The sequence below is a fragment of the Pseudomonas sp. GL_093 genome, from assembly GCF_057837605.1.
In genome coordinates this window covers 3,038,392-3,056,439 of record NZ_CM174448.1, presented here as the reverse complement: position 1 = coordinate 3,056,439, position 18,048 = coordinate 3,038,392, and the positions used below count along the sequence as shown (strand labels likewise).

Genomic DNA, 18,048 nt, shown 5'->3' with positions numbered 1-18,048 from the left:
TCACCACGCAATGCATCGACAACGACTAAGCTTTTTCGATTGAGCCTTGTTTCCCAAGGAGATCTCCATGAGCGCCGCACCCCTGTCCGAACTCGATGCCGCCCTGCCCGGTCTGGCCCGCAAGATCCGCGTGCTGGAGGCCCTGGCCTGGCCGGATGGGGTCGAAGAAGCATTCCTGACACGTTGGCGCACCGGGCAGGGAGAACTGCCCAGGGTTGAACTGCGCCCGCGCGACCACAGCACCGACATCGCCGCCCTCGAAGCCTTTATCGGCCGCTGCGATGAGGGCCATCCGGCCGGGCGCCACCTCGCCATGACGGCGCGCAGCTATGCCACGGCGGGACACATGCTCGGTGCCATTGGCACACCCGCCTTTACGCAGTATTCGTCAGCGCTGTACCGGCGCCCGGACTTCTACTATTCGCGCCTGAAACTGAGCATGCTGGACGCGGCCCAATTCTTCCTCAAGACCACCGACGCCCTTCTGGGCGGTGCGCGGATTCCACCGTGCCCGGCAGAAATCCCGGCCGAGGCCTTCGCCGCCTGGATGCAACCGGAACTCGACCGCTTCTTCGGACCGGGCCGGATCACCGTCGTGCTCGATCCGACCCTGGCCGCCAAGGCCATCGCCGGGGCCAGTCGCATCCGCCTGCGGGCCAGCGCACTGTTCTCGGAACTGGACAAGAACCAGCTGTTGCAACATGAGGCCTTCGTGCATGTCGCCACGGCACAAAACGGCGCGCTGCAACCCAACCTCAAAAGCCTGGGCCTGGGAGCGCCCCGCACGACCCAGACCCAGGAGGGCATCGCCACCCTGGCCGAGCTGTTCACCGGCAGCATGGACATCAACCGCCTGCGCCGCCTCGCCCTGCGCGTACTCGCGGTCCAGCAGGCGCTGGATGGCGCCGATTTCATTCAGGTATTCGAAGGTTTTCTCGCGGCCGGACAGTCGCAAGAGGAATCCTTCCGCTCAACCCAGCGGGTGTTCCGCGGCGCCGACCTGCGCGGCGGTTCGGCATTCACCAAGGATGCCGCCTACCTGACCGGTTTGCTTGGCGTGCATACCCTGTTGCGCATCGCGATCCGCGACAACCGGCCGGAACTGGTGGGCCATCTGTTCGCCGGGCGCCTCAGCCTGGGGGATACCGTGCGCCTGGCCCCACTCTTCGAGTCCGGCTGGCTCCAGGGGCCGGTCCATGTTCCGGCCTGGGCCTCCGATCTGCGTCTGCTCGCCGCCAACCTGGCGTTCTCCGCTTTTATTTCCCGAATCAAGCTGGATGTACTCGATCTGGAAGTGCTCATGGCCTTCGCCGACGAGCATGAAGCCGATGCCAGTGCCTAGTGTTTAAAGGGAGAGCCACCGAACCAAACGCTCTGCATCAGTTATTTATACTCAAATGCCAGCTTAATAATATTTTACCGATACCAGGGTGATCCCTAGTCTTGACCCCAAGAAATGGCAGGCCGTTACCGACCTAAATCCAACTTCGAAGGGTATTGAGATGACCACTGAAAAAATAAAAACAGATACGCTGATTGTTGGCGCCGGTCAGGCTGGCGTGGCCATGAGTGAACACCTGAGCAAACTCGGCGTGCCGCACCTGGTGCTGGAGCGCAACCGTATCGCCGAGCGCTGGCGCACCGGCCGTTGGGATTCGTTGGTGGCCAACGGTCCGGCGTGGCACGACCGTTTTCCCGGTCTCGATTTCGACGACCTCAGCCCCGACGACTTTGCCCCGAAAGAGCGGGTTGCCGACTACTTCGAAGCCTACGCCAAGAAATTCAACGCCCCGATCCGCACCGGCGTGGACGTGCTGAAGGTCGAGCGCAATGTCGGTCGCCCGGGCTTCACCATTGAAACCTCTGAAGGCGTGATCGAGGCCAACCGCGTAGTGGCTGCCACCGGGCCTTTCCAGCGCCCTGTCATCCCGCCAATCGCGCCGAAAGATCAGCCATTCCTGCAGATCCACTCCGCCGACTATCGCAACCCGGCGCAGCTGCCCGAAGGCGCGGTTCTGGTGGTCGGTGCCGGTTCGTCGGGCGTGCAAATCGCTGATGAACTGCAGCGGGCCGGCAAGAAGGTATACCTCTCTGTCGGCGCACACGACCGCCCTCCTCGCGCCTATCGCAACCGTGATTTCTGCTGGTGGTTGGGTGTGCTGGGCGAGTGGGATCAGGCGGCCATGAAACCGGGCCGGGAACACGTGACCATTGCGGTGAGCGGCGCACATGGCGGCCGCACCGTGGACTTCCGTGGACTGGCCCATCGCGGCATGACACTGGTGGGTTTGACCCAATCGTTCAACGGCGGCGTAGCGACTTTTCAACCGAACCTTGCCGAGAACCTGGCACGCGGCGATGAGAACTATCTGACGCTGCTCAATGCCGCCGATGCCTACATCGAACGCAACGGCCTGGACCTGCCGGAAGAGCCTGAAGCGCGCATTACCTTTTCCGATCCGGACTGCGTGACTAACCCGATCCTTGAGCTCGACCTGGCCAAGGCCGGCGTGACCTCGATCATCTGGGCCACCGGTTTTGCCACCGATTACAGCTGGCTCAAGGTTGATGCCTTCGACGACAACGGCAAACCGGCGCATCAGCGCGGTGTGTCGAGCGAAGCTGGCGTGTATTTCCTCGGTCTGCCGTGGCAGTCCCGTCGCGGCTCTTCGTTCATCTGGGGCGTTTGGCATGACGCTAAGTACGTGGCTGACCACATCGCCATCCAGCGTTCATACCTCGACTACCACGATGCCGCGCAGCGCGAGGCTGAAACCGTCCCGGTCGCCCATAAAACAACTGTCAGCGCTTGAGCCATTCTTCTTTAGGAGCTTCAAATGTCCACGCCAACCCATACCCGTATTCGCATGTTCAACACCAAGGAAACCTACCCGAACCAGAGCCTGGACAATGACTTGTGCCAGGCGGTCCGGGCCGGCAACACCGTTTATGTTCGCGGTCAGGTCGGGACTGATTTCGAAGGCAACCTGATAGGCCTCGGCGACCCGCGAGCGCAAACCGAGCAAGCCATGCGCAACGTCAAACAGTTGCTGGAAGAGGCTGGCAGCGACCTCAGCCACATCGTGAAAACCACCACCTACCTGATCGATCCGCGGTATCGCGAGCCGGTGTATCAGGAAGTGGGCAAGTGGCTTAAAGGGGTGTTTCCGATCTCGACCGGGCTGGTGGTGTCGGCGTTGGGGCAGCCGCAGTGGTTGATGGAGATTGATGTGATTGCGGTGATTCCTGAGTAGACCGAGTCGCGGCCATCGCGAGCAAGCTCGCTCCCACATTTGATCCGCGTCGTACACAAAATCTGCGGCCACTGAAGATCCCCTGTGGGAGCGAGCTTGCTCGCGATGAGGCCCGCACAGACGCCACCTCAACCAAGGCAATACAAGGAGCAAAACCATGACCTTCTCCATCGCAGCACGTTGCCCCGAAACCGGTCAGTTCGGCATTGCGATCAGTTCCTCCAGCATCGCCGTCGGCGCCCGCTGCCCCTGGCTGCTGCCGGGTGTCGGCGCCGTCTCTACACAAAACATCACCCTGCCGTCACTCGGCCCGGAAGTCCTCGCCCTCATGGAGCAAGGCCTCGCGCCTGCTGAAGCACTGGACAAGGTCCTGACCCGCAACGGCTACAGCCAATACCGCCAGATCACCGCGATTGACCACCTCGGCCAAACCGCCCACTTCAGCGGCGCGCAGACCCTGGGCAACCACAACGCCGTGTCCGGCGATCAATGCGTCGCTGCCGGCAACATGCTGGCGGACCGTTCAGTGATCGAAGCGATGGTCGAGGCATTCGAACATGGCGAGGGCCAACTGACCGACCGCTTGCTCGCGGCCATGAAAGCAGCCATTACGGCGGGCGGCGAAGCCGGGCCAGTGCATTCGGCGGCGGTGGTGGTAGTCGGCGAACTGACCTGGCCGATCATCAACCTGCGGGTGGATTGGGCGGATCACGATCCAATCGGTCAATTGGAGAAACTCTGGGACGCCTATCGCCCACAGGTTCAGGACTACATCGACCGCGCCCTGGCCCCCGACAAATCCCCTGGCTACGGCGTCGCCGGAGACGACCGATGAGCAACAGCCTCGATTTGCTGAAAACGTTGGTGGCGTTCGACACCACGAGCCGCGAATCAAACCTGCACCTCATCGAGTTCGTCCGCGACTACCTCGAACGCTTCGACGTGCCTTGCGAACTGGTCTACAACGAGCAGCGCAGCAAGGCCAACCTGTTCGCAACCATTGGCCCGGCGGACCGGCCGGGCATCGTGCTGTCGGGGCACACCGACGTGGTGCCCGTCGACGGCCAGCCGTGGACCGTTGCGCCGTTCGAACTCACCGAGCGCGACGGCAAGTTGTACGGTCGCGGCACGGCAGACATGAAAGGCTACATTGCTTGCGTACTCGCGTTGGTTCCGTCACTGGTAAAGGCCACGCTGCGACTGCCGGTGCACATCGCGCTTTCCTACGATGAGGAGATCGGCTGCCTCGGCGTGCGCTCGCTGCTGTCGGAATTGGAAAAGCGCCCGGTCAAACCGATGCTCTGCATCATTGGCGAACCGACCGGGCTCAAACCGGTGCTTGGCCATAAGGGCAAACTGGCGATGCGTTGCGATATTCACGGTGAAGCGTGCCATTCGGCGTACACCCCACTCGGGGTCAATGCGATTGAATACGCCGCTGAACTGATCGGTGAACTGGGGCGGATTGGCAACCGGCTCAAAGCGCCCGAGCATCACGACACACGGTTCGATCCGCCGTTCAGCACGGTACAAACCGGTGTGATTTCCGGCGGTAAAGCCTTGAACATCGTCCCCGCCGATTGTCGCTTCGACTTCGAAATCCGCGCCCTGCCCTCGCATGATCCGAGTGAGGTTGCGCAGGAGTTGAAAGCCTACGCCGAGCAGCAGGTTTTGCCGCGCATGCGTGCGGTGAGTGAACAGAGTGAGATTCGCTTCAGCGAGTTGTCGGCGTATCCCGGGTTGGTGACCGATGCGCGAAGTGAAGCGGCTGAGATGATTGCTGCCTTCTGCGGCTCCCGAGAGTTCGGAACGGTAGCGTTCGGCACCGAGGGCGGCCTATTCGACGCGGCAGGCATTCCCACCGTCGTCTGCGGCCCCGGCAGCATGGATCAAGGCCATAAACCCGACGAATTCGTCAGCCTCGAGCAATTGAACAGCTGCGATGCCATGCTCCATCGAATGCTGCAATCAATCAGCGAATAGCAAAGATTTTGAACACCCCAAAATCCCCTGTGGGAGCGAGCTTGCTCGCGATAGCGGTCTGTCAGCCAAATCAATTCTGACTGTCAGACCGCTATCGCGAGCAAGCTCGCTCCCACAGGTTTTGTGCCCATCCACTGACTGGTATTCAACCCCGTCTGCCCTCGCGCGGACGCCGTAAAACCAGCCATCACACGCTCCCCACCCGACATACATTTTTTAGCGTCTATACCCACAAACTTACTAATTTATCTCTCACTCCCCACCGCACATCATCAACTCCAACAAGAAAAGCGTCGCCCCCGTGCAGCGCTCACCGAAGTACGTCCACGTACTCACTTTTGCCTTGGAGTCCGTCATGGTTACCGCAGCAACAACCTCCGCCCCGCTCATCGAAAAACACACCATCGGCTACGTGCCGCCTGAAGATTGCCACGGAAAAACCCGCGACCTGTTCACCCTCTGGTTCGGCGGCAACATCGCGCCGTTGCCCATCGTCACCGGCGCCCTCGGCGTGCAAATGTTTCACCTGAACCTGGTGTGGGGCATCGTCGCCATCCTCGTCGGCCACCTGGTCGGCGGCGTGTTGATGGCCCTGCACTCAGCGCAAGGCCCGCAGATGGGCATTCCGCAAATGATCCAGAGCCGCGCCCAGTTCGGCTCGCTCGGCGCACTGCTGGTGGTGCTGATCGCCGGCATCATGTACATCGGCTTCTTCGCCTCCAACATTGTCCTCGCCGGCAAGTCCCTGCACGGCGTGGTCGACAGCGTGCCCGTACCGGTGGGCATCGTCATCGGCGCCCTCGGTTCGGGCATCATCGGCATCATCGGCTACCGCTTCATCCACGTGCTCAACCGCATCGGCACCTGGGTGCTCGGCGCCGGCATCGTGCTGGGCTTCGGCTACATCTTCACCCACGTGCAGACCGCCGACTTCCTCACCCGCGGCAGCTTCAACATCTCCGGCTGGCTCGCCACCGTATCGCTCGCCGCGCTCTGGCAAATCGCCTTCGCGCCCTACGTCTCCGACTACTCGCGCTACCTGCCGGCCAACGTCCCCGTAGCAGCAACGTTCTGGACCACTTACCTGGGCACCGTGCTCGGCTCCAGCCTCTCGTTCATCTTCGGCGCCGTCGCCGTCCTCGCCACACCCGTCGGCATGGACACCATGGACGCCGTCAAACTCGCCACCGGCTCCATCGGCCCACTGATGCTCGTGCTGTTCCTGCTCAGCGTCATCAGCCACAACGCCCTCAACCTCTACGGCGCCGTACTGTCGCTGATCACCCTGGTCCAAACCTTCGCCTACCGCTGGATCCCGACCGCCAAAAGCCGCGCCGTCCTCTCCATCATCGTCCTCGCCGCCTGCAGCTTCGCCGCCGTCGGCGCCTCCACCAACTTCATCGGCCACTTCGTCGACATGGTGCTGGTGCTGCTCGTGGTACTGGTGCCGTGGACCGCGATCAACCTGATCGACTTCTACGCGATTCACAAAGGTCAGTACGACATCGGCTCGATCTTCAAGGTGGATGGCGGGATCTATGGCCGGTACAACCCGCAGGCGTTGTTGGCCTACGCGATTGGCATCGTGGTGCAGATTCCCTTCATGAACACGCCGCTGTACGTCGGCCCAATCTCCGAACACATCAACGGCGCTGACTTGTCCTGGCTAGTAGGCCTGCTGATCACCTCCCCGCTCTACTACTGGCTAGCCAACCGCGACACCGCCTACAAACGCCGGCTCTCAACCGGAAAACTCGCCACCAGCCTGTAATTGGAACCCAATCCCCTGTGGGAGCGAGCTTGCTCGCGATGAGGCCCTAACAGTCAACATCCATATCGACTGTCACACCTTTCGCGAGCAAACCCGTTTTCGCTTTACCCGCCATCCCCACAAAACCCCGAAATTTAATGAACCCCGCCCACACCCGCTCACCTAACTGAATGACTATCAGGAGGGTGACCAATGCAAACCGAAACCATCTGGATCGTACTCGCCGCAATACTTGTGCTGGTCGAGTTATGGGCAATCAACAAACTGCGAAAAGCCGAAGGCAAATCCAGTAATAAACTCGTATGGATGGTGGTAATCGTATTTGTACCGCTATTCGGGCTGATAGCGTGGGCACTGGCAGGACCGAAACACACCGATCCCAACCCGCATTCGCGGCAGGCTAGACAATGACGTCGGAGCGTGTGCGGTAAGGGTTCGAGAACTGCGCAAACTCAAACAACAAAGCCCCGATGATTCGGGGCTTTGTTGTTTCTGACCACCCAATTTCATAAACCTGACGTCCGAAATTCGTGTAGGAACTTACCCTTTGTGGCGAGGGGATTTATCCCCGTTGGGTCGCGAAGCGGCCCCAAAACCTGCACCCCATTTCCCAAGGCACTCCACACGACCCGAATCACCGCGACAAGCCCGAAAACAGTGGCATTCAGCCTTGTCATAACAAACGCCCAACCGTCCTACAGCCCGGTTGTGAGCACAAAAATGGACGCCTATATTCGACCCGTCGCTGACCGCAGTTAGCGATAGGGTTTCGCAGCCCGCTAGATTGACACCAAAGCACCGTCAGGCATGATGCAGCCGTTTCTGATTGCATTAGTTTTATGGCGGTTGTGCGTGGGAGACCCTCGGGTCTGCCGGGTTTTTGGTGTGGGTCTCCGGTCTGCGAACCCGCGCACAGCTGCCACCCATTTGTTTCGCAGCAGAAAGGTGGCAATTCTTCTTTTGTGAGGATTTAGCCCATGACGACCCAAAACCCGCCCCGCCGCTTCACCCCCATGTCCCAATTCGCCACCGACTACCCCGTCCTCCTCATCGACAGCGACGCCCCAATCCGCGAACTCCACAACTGCGTCAGCGAACGCCTCAGCGCCGTCCTCAAGTACCTCAACCTCATGGCCTGCACCAGCCTCCCCGACTACGCCGAAAACGACATCAACACCGTCACCAACATCGCCCGGATCATGTTCCAGGATGTGAGCGATGTGTTTCGGGTAATTGAGCAGCGTGGGTTTGATGTACCAAAGAGTCAGTGATCAGAGTTGAGTCGTAAAAAAACCCGCACTGAGTAGCGGGTTTTTTTGTTTTGTTCAGTACTGTCGAGTTACCGAGAGGATTGTCTTCTTTATCAGCACAGCACGAACACAATATCGTCTCTATAAGCGCCATCCTATTTGGCAGCCAGCACTCATGTTAATATGCCATCACTTTTTTGATGAAGTACACCCGCATGGATGCCACGTCCCACCCTTTCAGCTTTTTTTCACTGCTTACCGCTGCCTTGATCCTTTCTGGATGCCAAGCGACAAAGCCCGCGTCCGCTCAAATCACAACACCTGAGGCCCAGCCGGGCTTTGCGGTTTTCAACAGTGTGATGTTCGAGACACCCGAGCCGAACTCGATCGTGCGCGAGGGAGATCGGATCACCTATGTAGTGACTTCGTCCCCAAGTCCGGAACTCCACTATCTGGCCCGTTTCGACGCCCATTGCAGCCAGCCGGATGCGCAAATGACTTACTACAGCAAAGGGAGAATGTCGCTATTCGCCGCCAACCCGCGGGGGCGTTCGGTTGAATCCTGGCAATTGCCTGCTGAACAAAAGAGCCAGTACCTGCAAAGTGCGCAGTTGAAGCAGGTGTGTGCCCAGACAACACCTCCTCAATGGCGCGTGTTCTCGGCACCCGAGCATCAGGATTGGCAGATGATCGACCGCAGCAGCCTGAAAGTAATAGGTGATGAGGTCACTTTCTGGACGGCTCGGGTACTACCCGGCGAGATGTTGGTGCCCGGCAAAAACGTCTTGTATGGGCAGGTACGCCAGCGGTGGACGGCCAACTGCGCCCTGCAACAACTGACCGCGTTAAGCCATTTCTATCTGGATACTCACAGTCGTGTGCTCGCTGGAAGCGTGCAGACAGATCTCAAAGCCATCGATCTGCAAAGCCTCGGAGTCGATGAGCGTCAGCTGGTTCAAGTGGCCTGTGGCAAACCCCAGTCGCTGGACCAGTACAAACAATTTGAAGGGCGTGAGCAGTCGCCCTTCGAAGCACCGCCCCCAGTCGTTGCCACCCCGGTGTTGAAAGCCATAGAGGCATTGAATATGCCCAAACCGGAGAAAAGCATTCAGCACCTTCGCCAGGTGTTCAAGGATAACTCCGAGCCAAGACAGTATTCAGATGACTCCGTCCTGCTCAAGGGTCGTGACTCGAAATACCTTTCTGGCGAGGCGGGCAATCAACTGACGGAGCGTTTTAAAGAGCGAGGATATCATTGGGTCAAAGCCACTTTCCGAGGCCTGATCGACTTGGCTGAAAGTAAATACAGAACTCATACAGCTGAGATAACGATCGAGACTGAGGCGCTGACGAAACTCAGCTTCGAGGGCGATTGGGCGAACATGCCGGTCGGCGCCCTCCTGCGATACACGACGCAGGATATGCAGCTTCTTTATACCAACGACGGGAAAGGTCCCAGAGCCTTGGTGCCGGTCGACGACAGATTAAGCTGTGAGGTGCAGTCGCAGAAACCCGCCAGCACGTATCACCCGAGTTTGACCGGGACTGCCAAGGTACTCAGTTGCACAAGAGATGCCTACCAATACAGCACCGACATTTACGTCTACCTCGAAACGTATGGAATGTTTGTGCCGATCCAATACGTCACGCGGAACGTGCAGGGCGAATGGATGATTGAGGTGGTGGAATCTTGAGTTGCCTGGCCACTAGCAAAAACAACCGTTGAAGTGGAAGCACAATCTGCTTCCGCGTTTTCACATCAATGCCAAAACCCGACAAGGAACGCACATGAATTTCTTTAAAAAGCTTCTCGACTCACTGAGAAGCCCTGCCACCCAAAACCTCCGGGTCGAACCGCAAATCCAGGCATTCCAGAAGCTGGTTGATATCGGTGAGTTGAACGAGGCTGAAGCGTCCAATCTGGCGGCGCGACTCGCCGGCGAAGCGTGCCTGGATCGTCATTGGCACTCTGTCGGCACCGTCGAGCGGGATGTCATTGCCTATATGATCAGTCCGAGTTTCAGGGGTGGCCCTGACTGGCCCTCGACTCGTCAGGCCTATCGGGTGGTCCGCCGTGGTGACTCGATACTCCTTGCCACCGACGGCCTGTCGGATCCATTCGATGGAGTTGAAGGGATGGGCAATGGTTTCGAGATGGAGTTGTTCATGGAAACAGCTGACATACCCGAGCACGCCCGTGGCGCCCTCGGTGAGGTCGACCCATTAAAAAACAGCTGGGCATTCGAACTGTTGGAGCACGTTGCCAAAACGGTGGCCGACGCTGGAGGAGTCACCGAACGGCTCGATCAGTACGGTACGCTATCTCTCGAAATTCCCGGGTTCAGCCTGTCGCACCACATGAGCGATCAACTTCCCAAACACTTTGTGACCGAAGACGACTGTACCGGCGTTCTGCTGGGCGCGCCGGAGCCGGATTTCCCGACCCGACTGGATGACATGCCGTTATCTCCGGTCAGGTTGGTTCCGATGGTATTGATCACCGCATCGGAGCTTCAATACGTCCGAACGGGTGGGCGAGCAGCACGTGAAGATCTGGTCAGCCGTTTGAACGCCGCCGGCATCGGACATATAAGCAATCTGAATCGTGCTAGCGTTGTGTGAAAACCGAGCGGTCGCTTTCATGTGCACGAAAAAAGGTGACAGATCTATTTATTAATAGATCTGTCACCTTTTACGTTTTTAGTGAATAGTATTTCAAGTCTAGGCATGAAATGGGAATTGAACCTGAAAACACCGCCCCCCTAAGGACTCAACAAAACTCATCACAAAATACAATTTGATTAAGAACCTACCAAGCAAACATTTATCTGGAGTCAGGTACGCAATCTATTATCCAAACGTATCGTACGAGTCGGACGAAAACACTTAAAAACAGGGATGCTGGAGACTCCGGATTCTACACTTGGAGAAAACCATCAGAACCATGTTCCTCCGTGTAAATTCTTATAATTTTCACCCAAACCGCTACGGACAGAAACGCCCATGAAACCGTTGTATTTAGGCTCGCTCCTGCTTCTGATTACGGGCTGCTCCCCGATCCAGCAATACGAAATCCCTGCCAATGCCCCCCAAGCGCAAATTCGCAGTGAAATGGACGCAATGACCAACCGTCGCAACTACCTGACCCTTAGCGCAGCGCCGACCATGGCCTGCAAATATGGCAGGTCGGTACCCGTGACACCCGCTCGGGAACTATTCTCGGTCAGCGGTGGGCACCCATCGAAACCCGAAGGTTTTCGAGCCATTGAAGCGGGCAAACCGATCCACCTGATGCTGGAGGGCGGGGCCAGCGGCAACCGCAGATGCACAGTGGATTTCGTCAGTGAGTTCATGCCGGGCGCCCGCTATGTGATCAAGGGCGGCATCGCCGAAGGCCCCAATGTCATGAGCGGCTGCCAGATCAACATCGTTGATCTGGATTCCGGAGTTCGACTCTTTCAGGCTAAGCAATCACCAGCCAAAGGCTGTGCACTGGATCGGTTATCACTGCCGACGCCTTGAGCGCGCTGGCCGATTGAGCGCTGTCATCTATTCCGTTACTGTTGTTCATTGGCGCTGGAAATATACAAATATGGCGAGAAAGCCTGAAACAACTTGGGAGATGCTGAATGAGGCCATGTCCCATTTCCAGGAGCACATTCGCAACAAGAAGTTAACCTGGGAGCTTTCGCTGGTCGATCTCCTGCACGTAAGCAACTTCAAGGGTGGAAATGCTTCTATAACAGAGCCGATGGCAACGCTGCCCGCGAAGCTGAAATACTACGAAATTGCTCTAAAGGACATCGAAACAACATTTAAGAAAAAGCCTCTGAATAATCTGACAGAAGAGGAGCTGACTCAACTGACTGGTTGCTGCACAGACTTCCTCGCTTTAACAACAAAACCGAAAAGTAAAATACGAGGTCTGGGGCCGTCTTACGCTTCAGCGCTATTGGCAGCGCACTTCATAGATCTCATCCCCGTTCTGGACCGTCGGGCCCTCAACGGCGCCGGCATCAGCGTTAAAACGTATAGCAACCGCCAGGTCAAGGACATCGCTAACCACTACGCCGAACTAATCAAGGCGTTTAGAGCGGCGCTGCGACTGACGCCAGAAATGACGTTGAGAGAATTGGATAAACAATGGTTCAGTAAAAGCCTCTGAGATGTATGAACGGGAGAAGCGGCCACCCGCCGCTTCTATCATCAGGTATCAGAAGTTAGCTGGCGTATTCGCACTAATAATCTCCGCCTCATCCGCCCCAATATTCCGAAACCGATGCGGCAACGTCGTCGGAAAGTAATACCCATCCCCAGCATTCAACACACTAATCTGCCCATCAACCGTCAGTTCAACCGTCCCCCGCGTAACCAACCCACATTCCTCCCCTTCCGAATGCACAATCGGCTCTTCCCCCGAACTCGCCCCAGGCGCGTACTGCTCACGCAATAACCGCATCTGCCGACTCGGCACCGAAGCGCCAATCAGCAACAATCGCAGCCCATGACGACCGAGATCCGGCTGTTCATTGGCGCGGAACACGTATTGATGCTCGCGCGGCGGCTGATCAAAGGTAAAGAAGTCCGCCAAAGACATAGGAATGCCTTCGAGCAGTTTTTTGAGGGAGCTGACGGAGGGACTGACGCGATTTTGTTCGATCAGGGAGATGGTGGCATTGGTGACGCCGCTACGCCGGGCCAGCTCGCGCTGGGAGAGTTTGTAGCTTTCGCGTACTAATTTGAGTCGTGAGCCCGTGTCCATGACAGCCTTATGCGAGGAATACTTAAGGGTTATGGGGGTGGATGGCGGGCGACTTTTGGCCGCGAAAACACCGCTTCCCTGTCCCGGAAATTTGAAAGGCGGGTATTAAATCACGTTTGGTGGTGTTGCTCAGCAGGTTCGATAAATGGTTGGGTAAAAAGGTTGTTTTGGCCTGAAGTTGGGTGGTTTGGCTGTGAGAAATGCAGGTGCGGTTACTGGGTGTCAGTTGGGATTGATAGTGACTGGTATGGCCTCATCGCGAGCAGGCTCGCTCCCACAGGGTAGCGGTGTGTCAGGCAGGATCAATGTTGGCAGTGCTGCCGTCTTCGCGAGCAAGCCCGCTCCCACATTTGGCCAGTGGTGTTTTTGGAATCTGTGTATGGCGCCGAATGGTGGTGATTGGGATGGCCTCATCGCGAGCAGGCTCGCTCCCACAGGTTGGTCTTGGTCGTGTGCAAATTTTGTGTATGCCATGGATCTCTGTGGGAGCGAGCTTGCTCGCGATGGCGGTGTGTCAGGCAACATCAATTTTGACTGTGCCACCGTCATCGCGAGCAAGCTCGCTCCCACAGGGATTGCAGCAGGCTTAACTTAGATACCGAATCGGTCACGCAGCGCGTAGTACGCGGCGCCCATGGCGGTGAGTGGGGCCTGGAAGGTGCGGCCGCCGATCATGGGCATGTGCGGGAGTGAGGCGAAAGCATCGAAGCGTTCGGCGTCGCCGCGGATCATTTCCGAGATCAGTTTGCCGGCCAGGTGCGAGCAGGTGACGCCGTGGCCGCTGTAGCCTTGCATGTAGTAGGCGTTTTTCTCGATCCGGCCGAATTGCGGCATGCGGGACATGGTCAGCAGGAAGTTGCCGGTCCAGCGGTAGTCGATTTTCACGTCCTTCAGTTGCGGGAAGGTTTTGAGGATTTTCGGCTTGATCAGTTGTTCGATGTCGTCCGGTTCGCGGGCGCCGTAGACCACGCCGCCGCCGTACAGCAAGCGGTTGTCAGCGGTGAGGCGGTAGTAGTCGAGCAGGTAGTTGCAGTCTTCGACGCAGTAGTTGTTTTTGATCAGGCTGCGCGCAACCTTTTCGGACAACGGCTCGGTGACGACGATTTGCGAACCGCACGGCATGCTTTTGCGCGTGACGCGGTTGTCGAGGTCTTGAGGCAGGTAGGCGTTGCCGGCGATCAGCAGGTATTTGGCGCGGACCAGGCCTTTGGCGGTGCGTACGGTGATCGGTTCACCGTAGGTGATTTCCACTGCGGCCGATTGTTCGTAGATTTTGCCGCCCAGGCCGATGATGGCCGAGGCTTCGCCGAGGGCCAGGTTCAGCGGGTGGATGTGGCCACCCTGCATGTCGAGCAGGCCGCCGACGTAGTTGTCGCAACCGACTTCGCGTTTGATGTCTGCGGCGTCGAGCATTTTCAGGTTCTTGTTGCCGTAGCGTTCCCAGCTGCTTTTCTGTTCGGCCAGGCCTTTGAGCTGCTTCTTGTTCAGCGCGGCGAAGATTCCGCCGGGCTTGTAATCGCACTGGATGTCGTAGTGTTGTATGCGCTGACGGATGATGTCAGCGCCTTCGAAGATCATGCTACCGAGGACTTCGGCAGTCTTGTCGCCGTAGCGTTCTTCGATGACATCGACGTCACGGCTATAGGAGTTGACCAGTTGGCCGCCGTTGCGACCGCTGGCGCCGAAACCGACTTTGGCGGCTTCGAGCACGGTCACGCTGTAGCCGGCTTCGGCGAGGAATAGCGCCGAGGACAAACCGGTGTAGCCGGCGCCGATCACGCAGACGTCGCAGTCCACCGCTTGTTCGAGCACCGGGAAATCGCCGGTGAAATTGCGGGTGGCGGCGTAGTAGCTGTTTACATGTGCTTGTTTCATAGGTTTCTCCGATGGCCACCGGCAGCGTGCCGGCGACCGTCGCTTTTTTATAGGTGTTAGAGCTTGATCCAGGTCGCTTTGAGTTCGGTGTATTTGTCGAACGCGTGCAGCGATTTGTCCCGACCGTTACCCGACTGCTTGTACCCGCCGAACGGCGCGGTCATGTCGCCGCCGTCGTACTGGTTGACCCAGACGCTGCCGGCGCGCAAGCCGCGCGCGAAGGTGTGGGCCTTGCTGAGGTTGCTGGTCCACACGCCTGCGGCCAGACCGAAGATGCTGTCGTTGGCAATCGCCAGCGCTTCTTCCTCGGTGTCGAAGGTGATCAGCGACAGCACCGGGCCGAAGATTTCTTCGCGGGCGATGGTCATGGCGTTGGTCACGCCGTCGAAGATCGCCGGTTCCACGTACAGGCCACCGGTGGCTTCGAGGGTGCGGCTGCCGCCGGCGATCAGTTGCGCGCCCTGGTCTTTACCGATCTGGATGTAGCGCAGCACGTTGTCCAGTTGACGCTGATCGACGACCGCGCCCACGGTGGTTTCCGGGTCCAAAGCGTGTCCCGGTTTCCAGGCTTGCAGTGCTTCCACCAGCAGCGGAATGAACTGCTCGCGAATCGAGCGTTCCACCAGCAAGCGCGAGCCGGCGGTGCAGACTTCGCCCTGGTTGAAGGCAATCGCACCGGCCGCCGCTTGTGCTGCCGCGCGCAAATCCGGCGCGTCGGCGAACACCACGTTCGGGCTCTTGCCGCCAGCTTCGAGCCAGACGCGTTTCATGTTGCTTTGCCCGGCGTAGATCATCAGTTGCTTGGCAATCGCGGTCGAACCGGTGAAGGCCAGCACGTCGACGTCCATGTGCAACGCCAGCGCCTTGCCGACGGTGTGACCGTAGCCCGGCAGGACGTTGAACACGCCTTTCGGGATGCCGGCATCCAGCGCCAGTTGGGCGATGCGAATGGCAGTCAGTGGCGACTTTTCCGAAGGTTTGAGGATGAACGAGTTGCCGGCCGCGAGGGCTGGGGCGAACTTCCAGCTGGCCATGATCAACGGGAAGTTCCACGGCACGATGGCGGCTACTACACCGGCAGGTTCGCGGGTGATGAGGCCGAGTTGGTCGTGCGGCGTAGCGGCAACTTCGTCGTAGATCTTGTCGATGGCTTCGGCGCTCCAGCGGATCGCGTTGGCGGTCGCCGGGATGTCGATGTTCATCGAGTCGTTGATCGGCTTGCCCATGTCGAGGGTTTCGAGCAAGGCGAGTTCTTCCTGGTTGGCCAGGATGAGATCGGCGAAGCGGATCAGAATGCGTTTGCGCTCGGCCGGGGCGAGTTTGGCCCAGATGCCGGATTCGAAGGTGCGGCGCGCGACGGCGACGGCCGCGTTGGCGTCGGCTTCGTCGGTGCTGGCGACGTTGGCCAGGAAGCGGCCGTCGACCGGGCTCATGCATTCAAAGGTGTCGTCGCTGAGTGCCGGGCAGTATTGGCCGTCGATGAATGCGCGGCCTTCGATGGTTAGGGACTGGAAGCGTTGTTCCCAGTCGCTGCGAGTGTTTGTCATGGTTGTGACTCGACGCAGAGGAATAAGTAGTCGTCAGGCTGATGCCTGTCATTTCAAACCTGGAATGCAATCCCCTGTGGGAGCGAGCTTGCTCGCGATAGCGGTGGATCAGTCAGCATCGATGTCGTCTGATACGCCGCCATCGCGAGCAAGCTCGCTCCCACAGGGGATGGTGGTGGACACAGGCTCTGTGTACACCCACCAATCCCACAGGCTTCCCATCAAACGGTGTGCAAGTACCAGTTGTACTCAAGGTCCGAAATGGAGTTTTCGAACTCGGCCAGCTCGCTTTCCTTGCACGCCACGAACACGTCGATGTACAGCGGGTCGATGTAACGGGCCATGACTTCGCTGTCGTCCAGCTCGCGCAATGCATCACGCAGGTTGTTCGGCAGGCTCTGCTCGTTCTGCTCGTAGCTGTTGCCTTCAACCGGTGCGCCCGGTTCGATTTCGTTGGTCAGGCCGTGGTGAATACCGGCCAGTACCGACGCCATCAACAAGTACGGGTTGGCATCGGCGCCCGCTACGCGGTGCTCGATGCGCACGGAGTCCGGCGAACCGGTCGGCACACGTACTGCAACGGTACGGTTGTCGATGCCCCAGCTCGGCGAGTTCGGCACATAAAACTGCGCGCCGAAGCGACGGTACGAGTTGACGTTCGGGCAGAGGAACGCCATCTGCGCCGGCAGGGTCTCGAGCACACCGCCGATCGCGTGACGCAGTGCGGCGTTCTGCTCGGGATCCTCGCTGGCAAAGATGTTGTTGCCTTCTTTGTCGAGAATCGAAATGTGCACGTGCAAACCATTGCCCGCCTGGCCCGGATACGGCTTGGCCATGAAGGTGGTGTCCATCTCGTGGTCGTAGGCGATGTTCTTCACCAGACGCTTGAGCAACACCGCGTAGTCGCAGGCCTTGATCGGGTCGTTGACGTGATGCAGGTTCACTTCGAATTGCGCCGGGGCGCTTTCCTTGACGATGGCGTCAGCAGGGATGCCCTGCTCTTTCGCGCCTTCGAGGATGTCTTGCAGGCAATCGACGTATTCGTCGAGGTCGTCGATCAAGTACACCTGAGTCGACATCGGACGCTTGCCGGACACCGGCGAACGTGGCGATTGCGGACGACCGTTCACGTTGTCCTGGTCGATCAGATAGAACTCGAGTTCGAACGCGGCGCAGATGGTCAGGCCCATGTCATCGAACTTGCTCACGACCTGACGCAGCACTTCGCGAGGGTCAGCGAAGAACGGCTGGCCTTCGAGTTCGTGCATGGTCATTAACAGTTGCGCGGTCGGGCGCTTCTGCCAGGGCTCGATGCTGAGCGTATCAGGGATGGGGAAGCAGATTCGGTCTGAGTCACCGATGTCCAGACCCAGGCCGGTGCTTTCCACCGTAGAACCATTGATGTCCAGAGCAAACAGCGACGCCGGGAGGTTAATGCCTTTTTCGTAAACCTTATGAAGACTGGTGCGCTCGATGCGCTTGCCGCGCACCACACCGTTCATATCCGCAATCAGAAGGTCGACGTACAAAACCTCAGGATATTTCTTAAGGAATGCGTTTGCTTCGTTGAGTTGAACGGTACGCAGAGGGACCGACATGATGCACC

At 58.5% G+C, this 18,048-nt stretch carries 16 protein-coding genes; 12 read left to right on the top strand and 4 right to left on the bottom strand.

The window, feature by feature from the left end:
- The first annotated feature begins 67 nt into the window (after positions 1-67).
- The 12 genes from AC3IUE_RS14140 (at position 68) to AC3IUE_RS14085 (ending at position 12,423) form a co-directional block, all read left to right on the top strand.
- Positions 68-1,342, top strand: a complete 1,275-nt coding sequence (locus AC3IUE_RS14140; protein WP_489268198.1) for a peptidase MATCAP family protein — start codon at positions 68-70, stop codon at positions 1,340-1,342.
- 160 nt (positions 1,343-1,502) lie between these two features.
- The gene (locus AC3IUE_RS14135; protein ID WP_489268196.1) at positions 1,503-2,813 is read left to right on the top strand and encodes a flavin-containing monooxygenase; all 1,311 of its coding nucleotides are present in this window, start codon (positions 1,503-1,505) and stop codon (positions 2,811-2,813) included.
- 24 nt (positions 2,814-2,837) lie between these two features.
- Complete coding sequence (locus AC3IUE_RS14130) at positions 2,838-3,254, top strand: RidA family protein (RefSeq protein ID WP_415756678.1); 417 nt, start codon at positions 2,838-2,840, stop codon at positions 3,252-3,254.
- 157 nt (positions 3,255-3,411) lie between these two features.
- Positions 3,412-4,089 carry a DUF1028 domain-containing protein gene (locus tag AC3IUE_RS14125; protein ID WP_489268194.1) on the top strand — a complete coding sequence of 226 codons (678 nt, stop codon included), beginning with the start codon at positions 3,412-3,414 and terminating at the stop codon, positions 4,087-4,089.
- A complete protein-coding gene (gene argE / locus AC3IUE_RS14120) occupies positions 4,086-5,237 on the top strand; it encodes an acetylornithine deacetylase (protein ID WP_489268192.1) in 1,152 nt (383 codons plus the stop codon). The genes AC3IUE_RS14125 and argE overlap by 4 nt, the downstream gene beginning before the upstream one ends.
- Before the next feature lie 355 nt (positions 5,238-5,592).
- Positions 5,593-7,008, top strand: coding sequence for a purine-cytosine permease family protein (locus AC3IUE_RS14115; RefSeq protein WP_489268190.1), 1,416 nt, complete (start codon positions 5,593-5,595; stop codon positions 7,006-7,008).
- Positions 7,009-7,200: 192 nt separating this feature from the next.
- On the top strand, positions 7,201-7,419 hold the full coding sequence (locus AC3IUE_RS14110) for a PLD nuclease N-terminal domain-containing protein (protein ID WP_489268188.1): 219 nt from the start codon (positions 7,201-7,203) through the stop codon (positions 7,417-7,419).
- 566 nt (positions 7,420-7,985) lie between these two features.
- Positions 7,986-8,279: a fructose-bisphosphate aldolase gene (locus AC3IUE_RS14105; protein ID WP_489268187.1), complete on the top strand. Its 294-nt coding sequence runs from the start codon at positions 7,986-7,988 to the stop codon at positions 8,277-8,279.
- A gap of 194 nt (positions 8,280-8,473) precedes the next feature.
- The gene (locus tag AC3IUE_RS14100; RefSeq protein ID WP_489268185.1) at positions 8,474-9,952 is read left to right on the top strand and encodes a hypothetical protein; all 1,479 of its coding nucleotides are present in this window, start codon (positions 8,474-8,476) and stop codon (positions 9,950-9,952) included.
- Positions 9,953-10,046: 94 nt separating this feature from the next.
- Positions 10,047-10,880, top strand: a complete 834-nt coding sequence (locus tag AC3IUE_RS14095) for a suppressor of fused domain protein (protein ID WP_461998755.1) — start codon at positions 10,047-10,049, stop codon at positions 10,878-10,880.
- Positions 10,881-11,261: 381 nt separating this feature from the next.
- On the top strand, positions 11,262-11,780 hold the full coding sequence (locus tag AC3IUE_RS14090; RefSeq protein ID WP_489268183.1) for a hypothetical protein: 519 nt from the start codon (positions 11,262-11,264) through the stop codon (positions 11,778-11,780).
- Between the two features lie 13 nt (positions 11,781-11,793).
- Positions 11,794-12,423, top strand: coding sequence for a hypothetical protein (locus AC3IUE_RS14085; protein WP_461998758.1), 630 nt, complete (start codon positions 11,794-11,796; stop codon positions 12,421-12,423).
- A gap of 48 nt (positions 12,424-12,471) precedes the next feature.
- Here AC3IUE_RS14085 and AC3IUE_RS14080 read toward each other — a convergent pair whose 3' ends face one another.
- From AC3IUE_RS14080 to AC3IUE_RS14065, 4 genes are all read right to left on the bottom strand, one after another.
- A complete protein-coding gene (locus AC3IUE_RS14080) occupies positions 12,472-13,020 on the bottom strand; it encodes a cupin domain-containing protein (RefSeq protein WP_007895886.1) in 549 nt (182 codons plus the stop codon).
- A 591-nt stretch (positions 13,021-13,611) separates the two neighbouring features.
- Complete coding sequence (locus AC3IUE_RS14075; RefSeq protein ID WP_489268180.1) at positions 13,612-14,895, bottom strand: NAD(P)/FAD-dependent oxidoreductase; 1,284 nt, start codon at positions 14,893-14,895, stop codon at positions 13,612-13,614.
- Between the two features lie 56 nt (positions 14,896-14,951).
- A complete protein-coding gene (locus tag AC3IUE_RS14070) occupies positions 14,952-16,442 on the bottom strand; it encodes an aldehyde dehydrogenase (protein WP_489268178.1) in 1,491 nt (496 codons plus the stop codon).
- A gap of 221 nt (positions 16,443-16,663) precedes the next feature.
- Entirely contained in the window at positions 16,664-18,040 is a 1,377-nt protein-coding gene (locus AC3IUE_RS14065; RefSeq protein WP_415756690.1) for a glutamine synthetase family protein, read from the bottom strand.
- Positions 18,041-18,048: the final 8 nt, after the last annotated feature.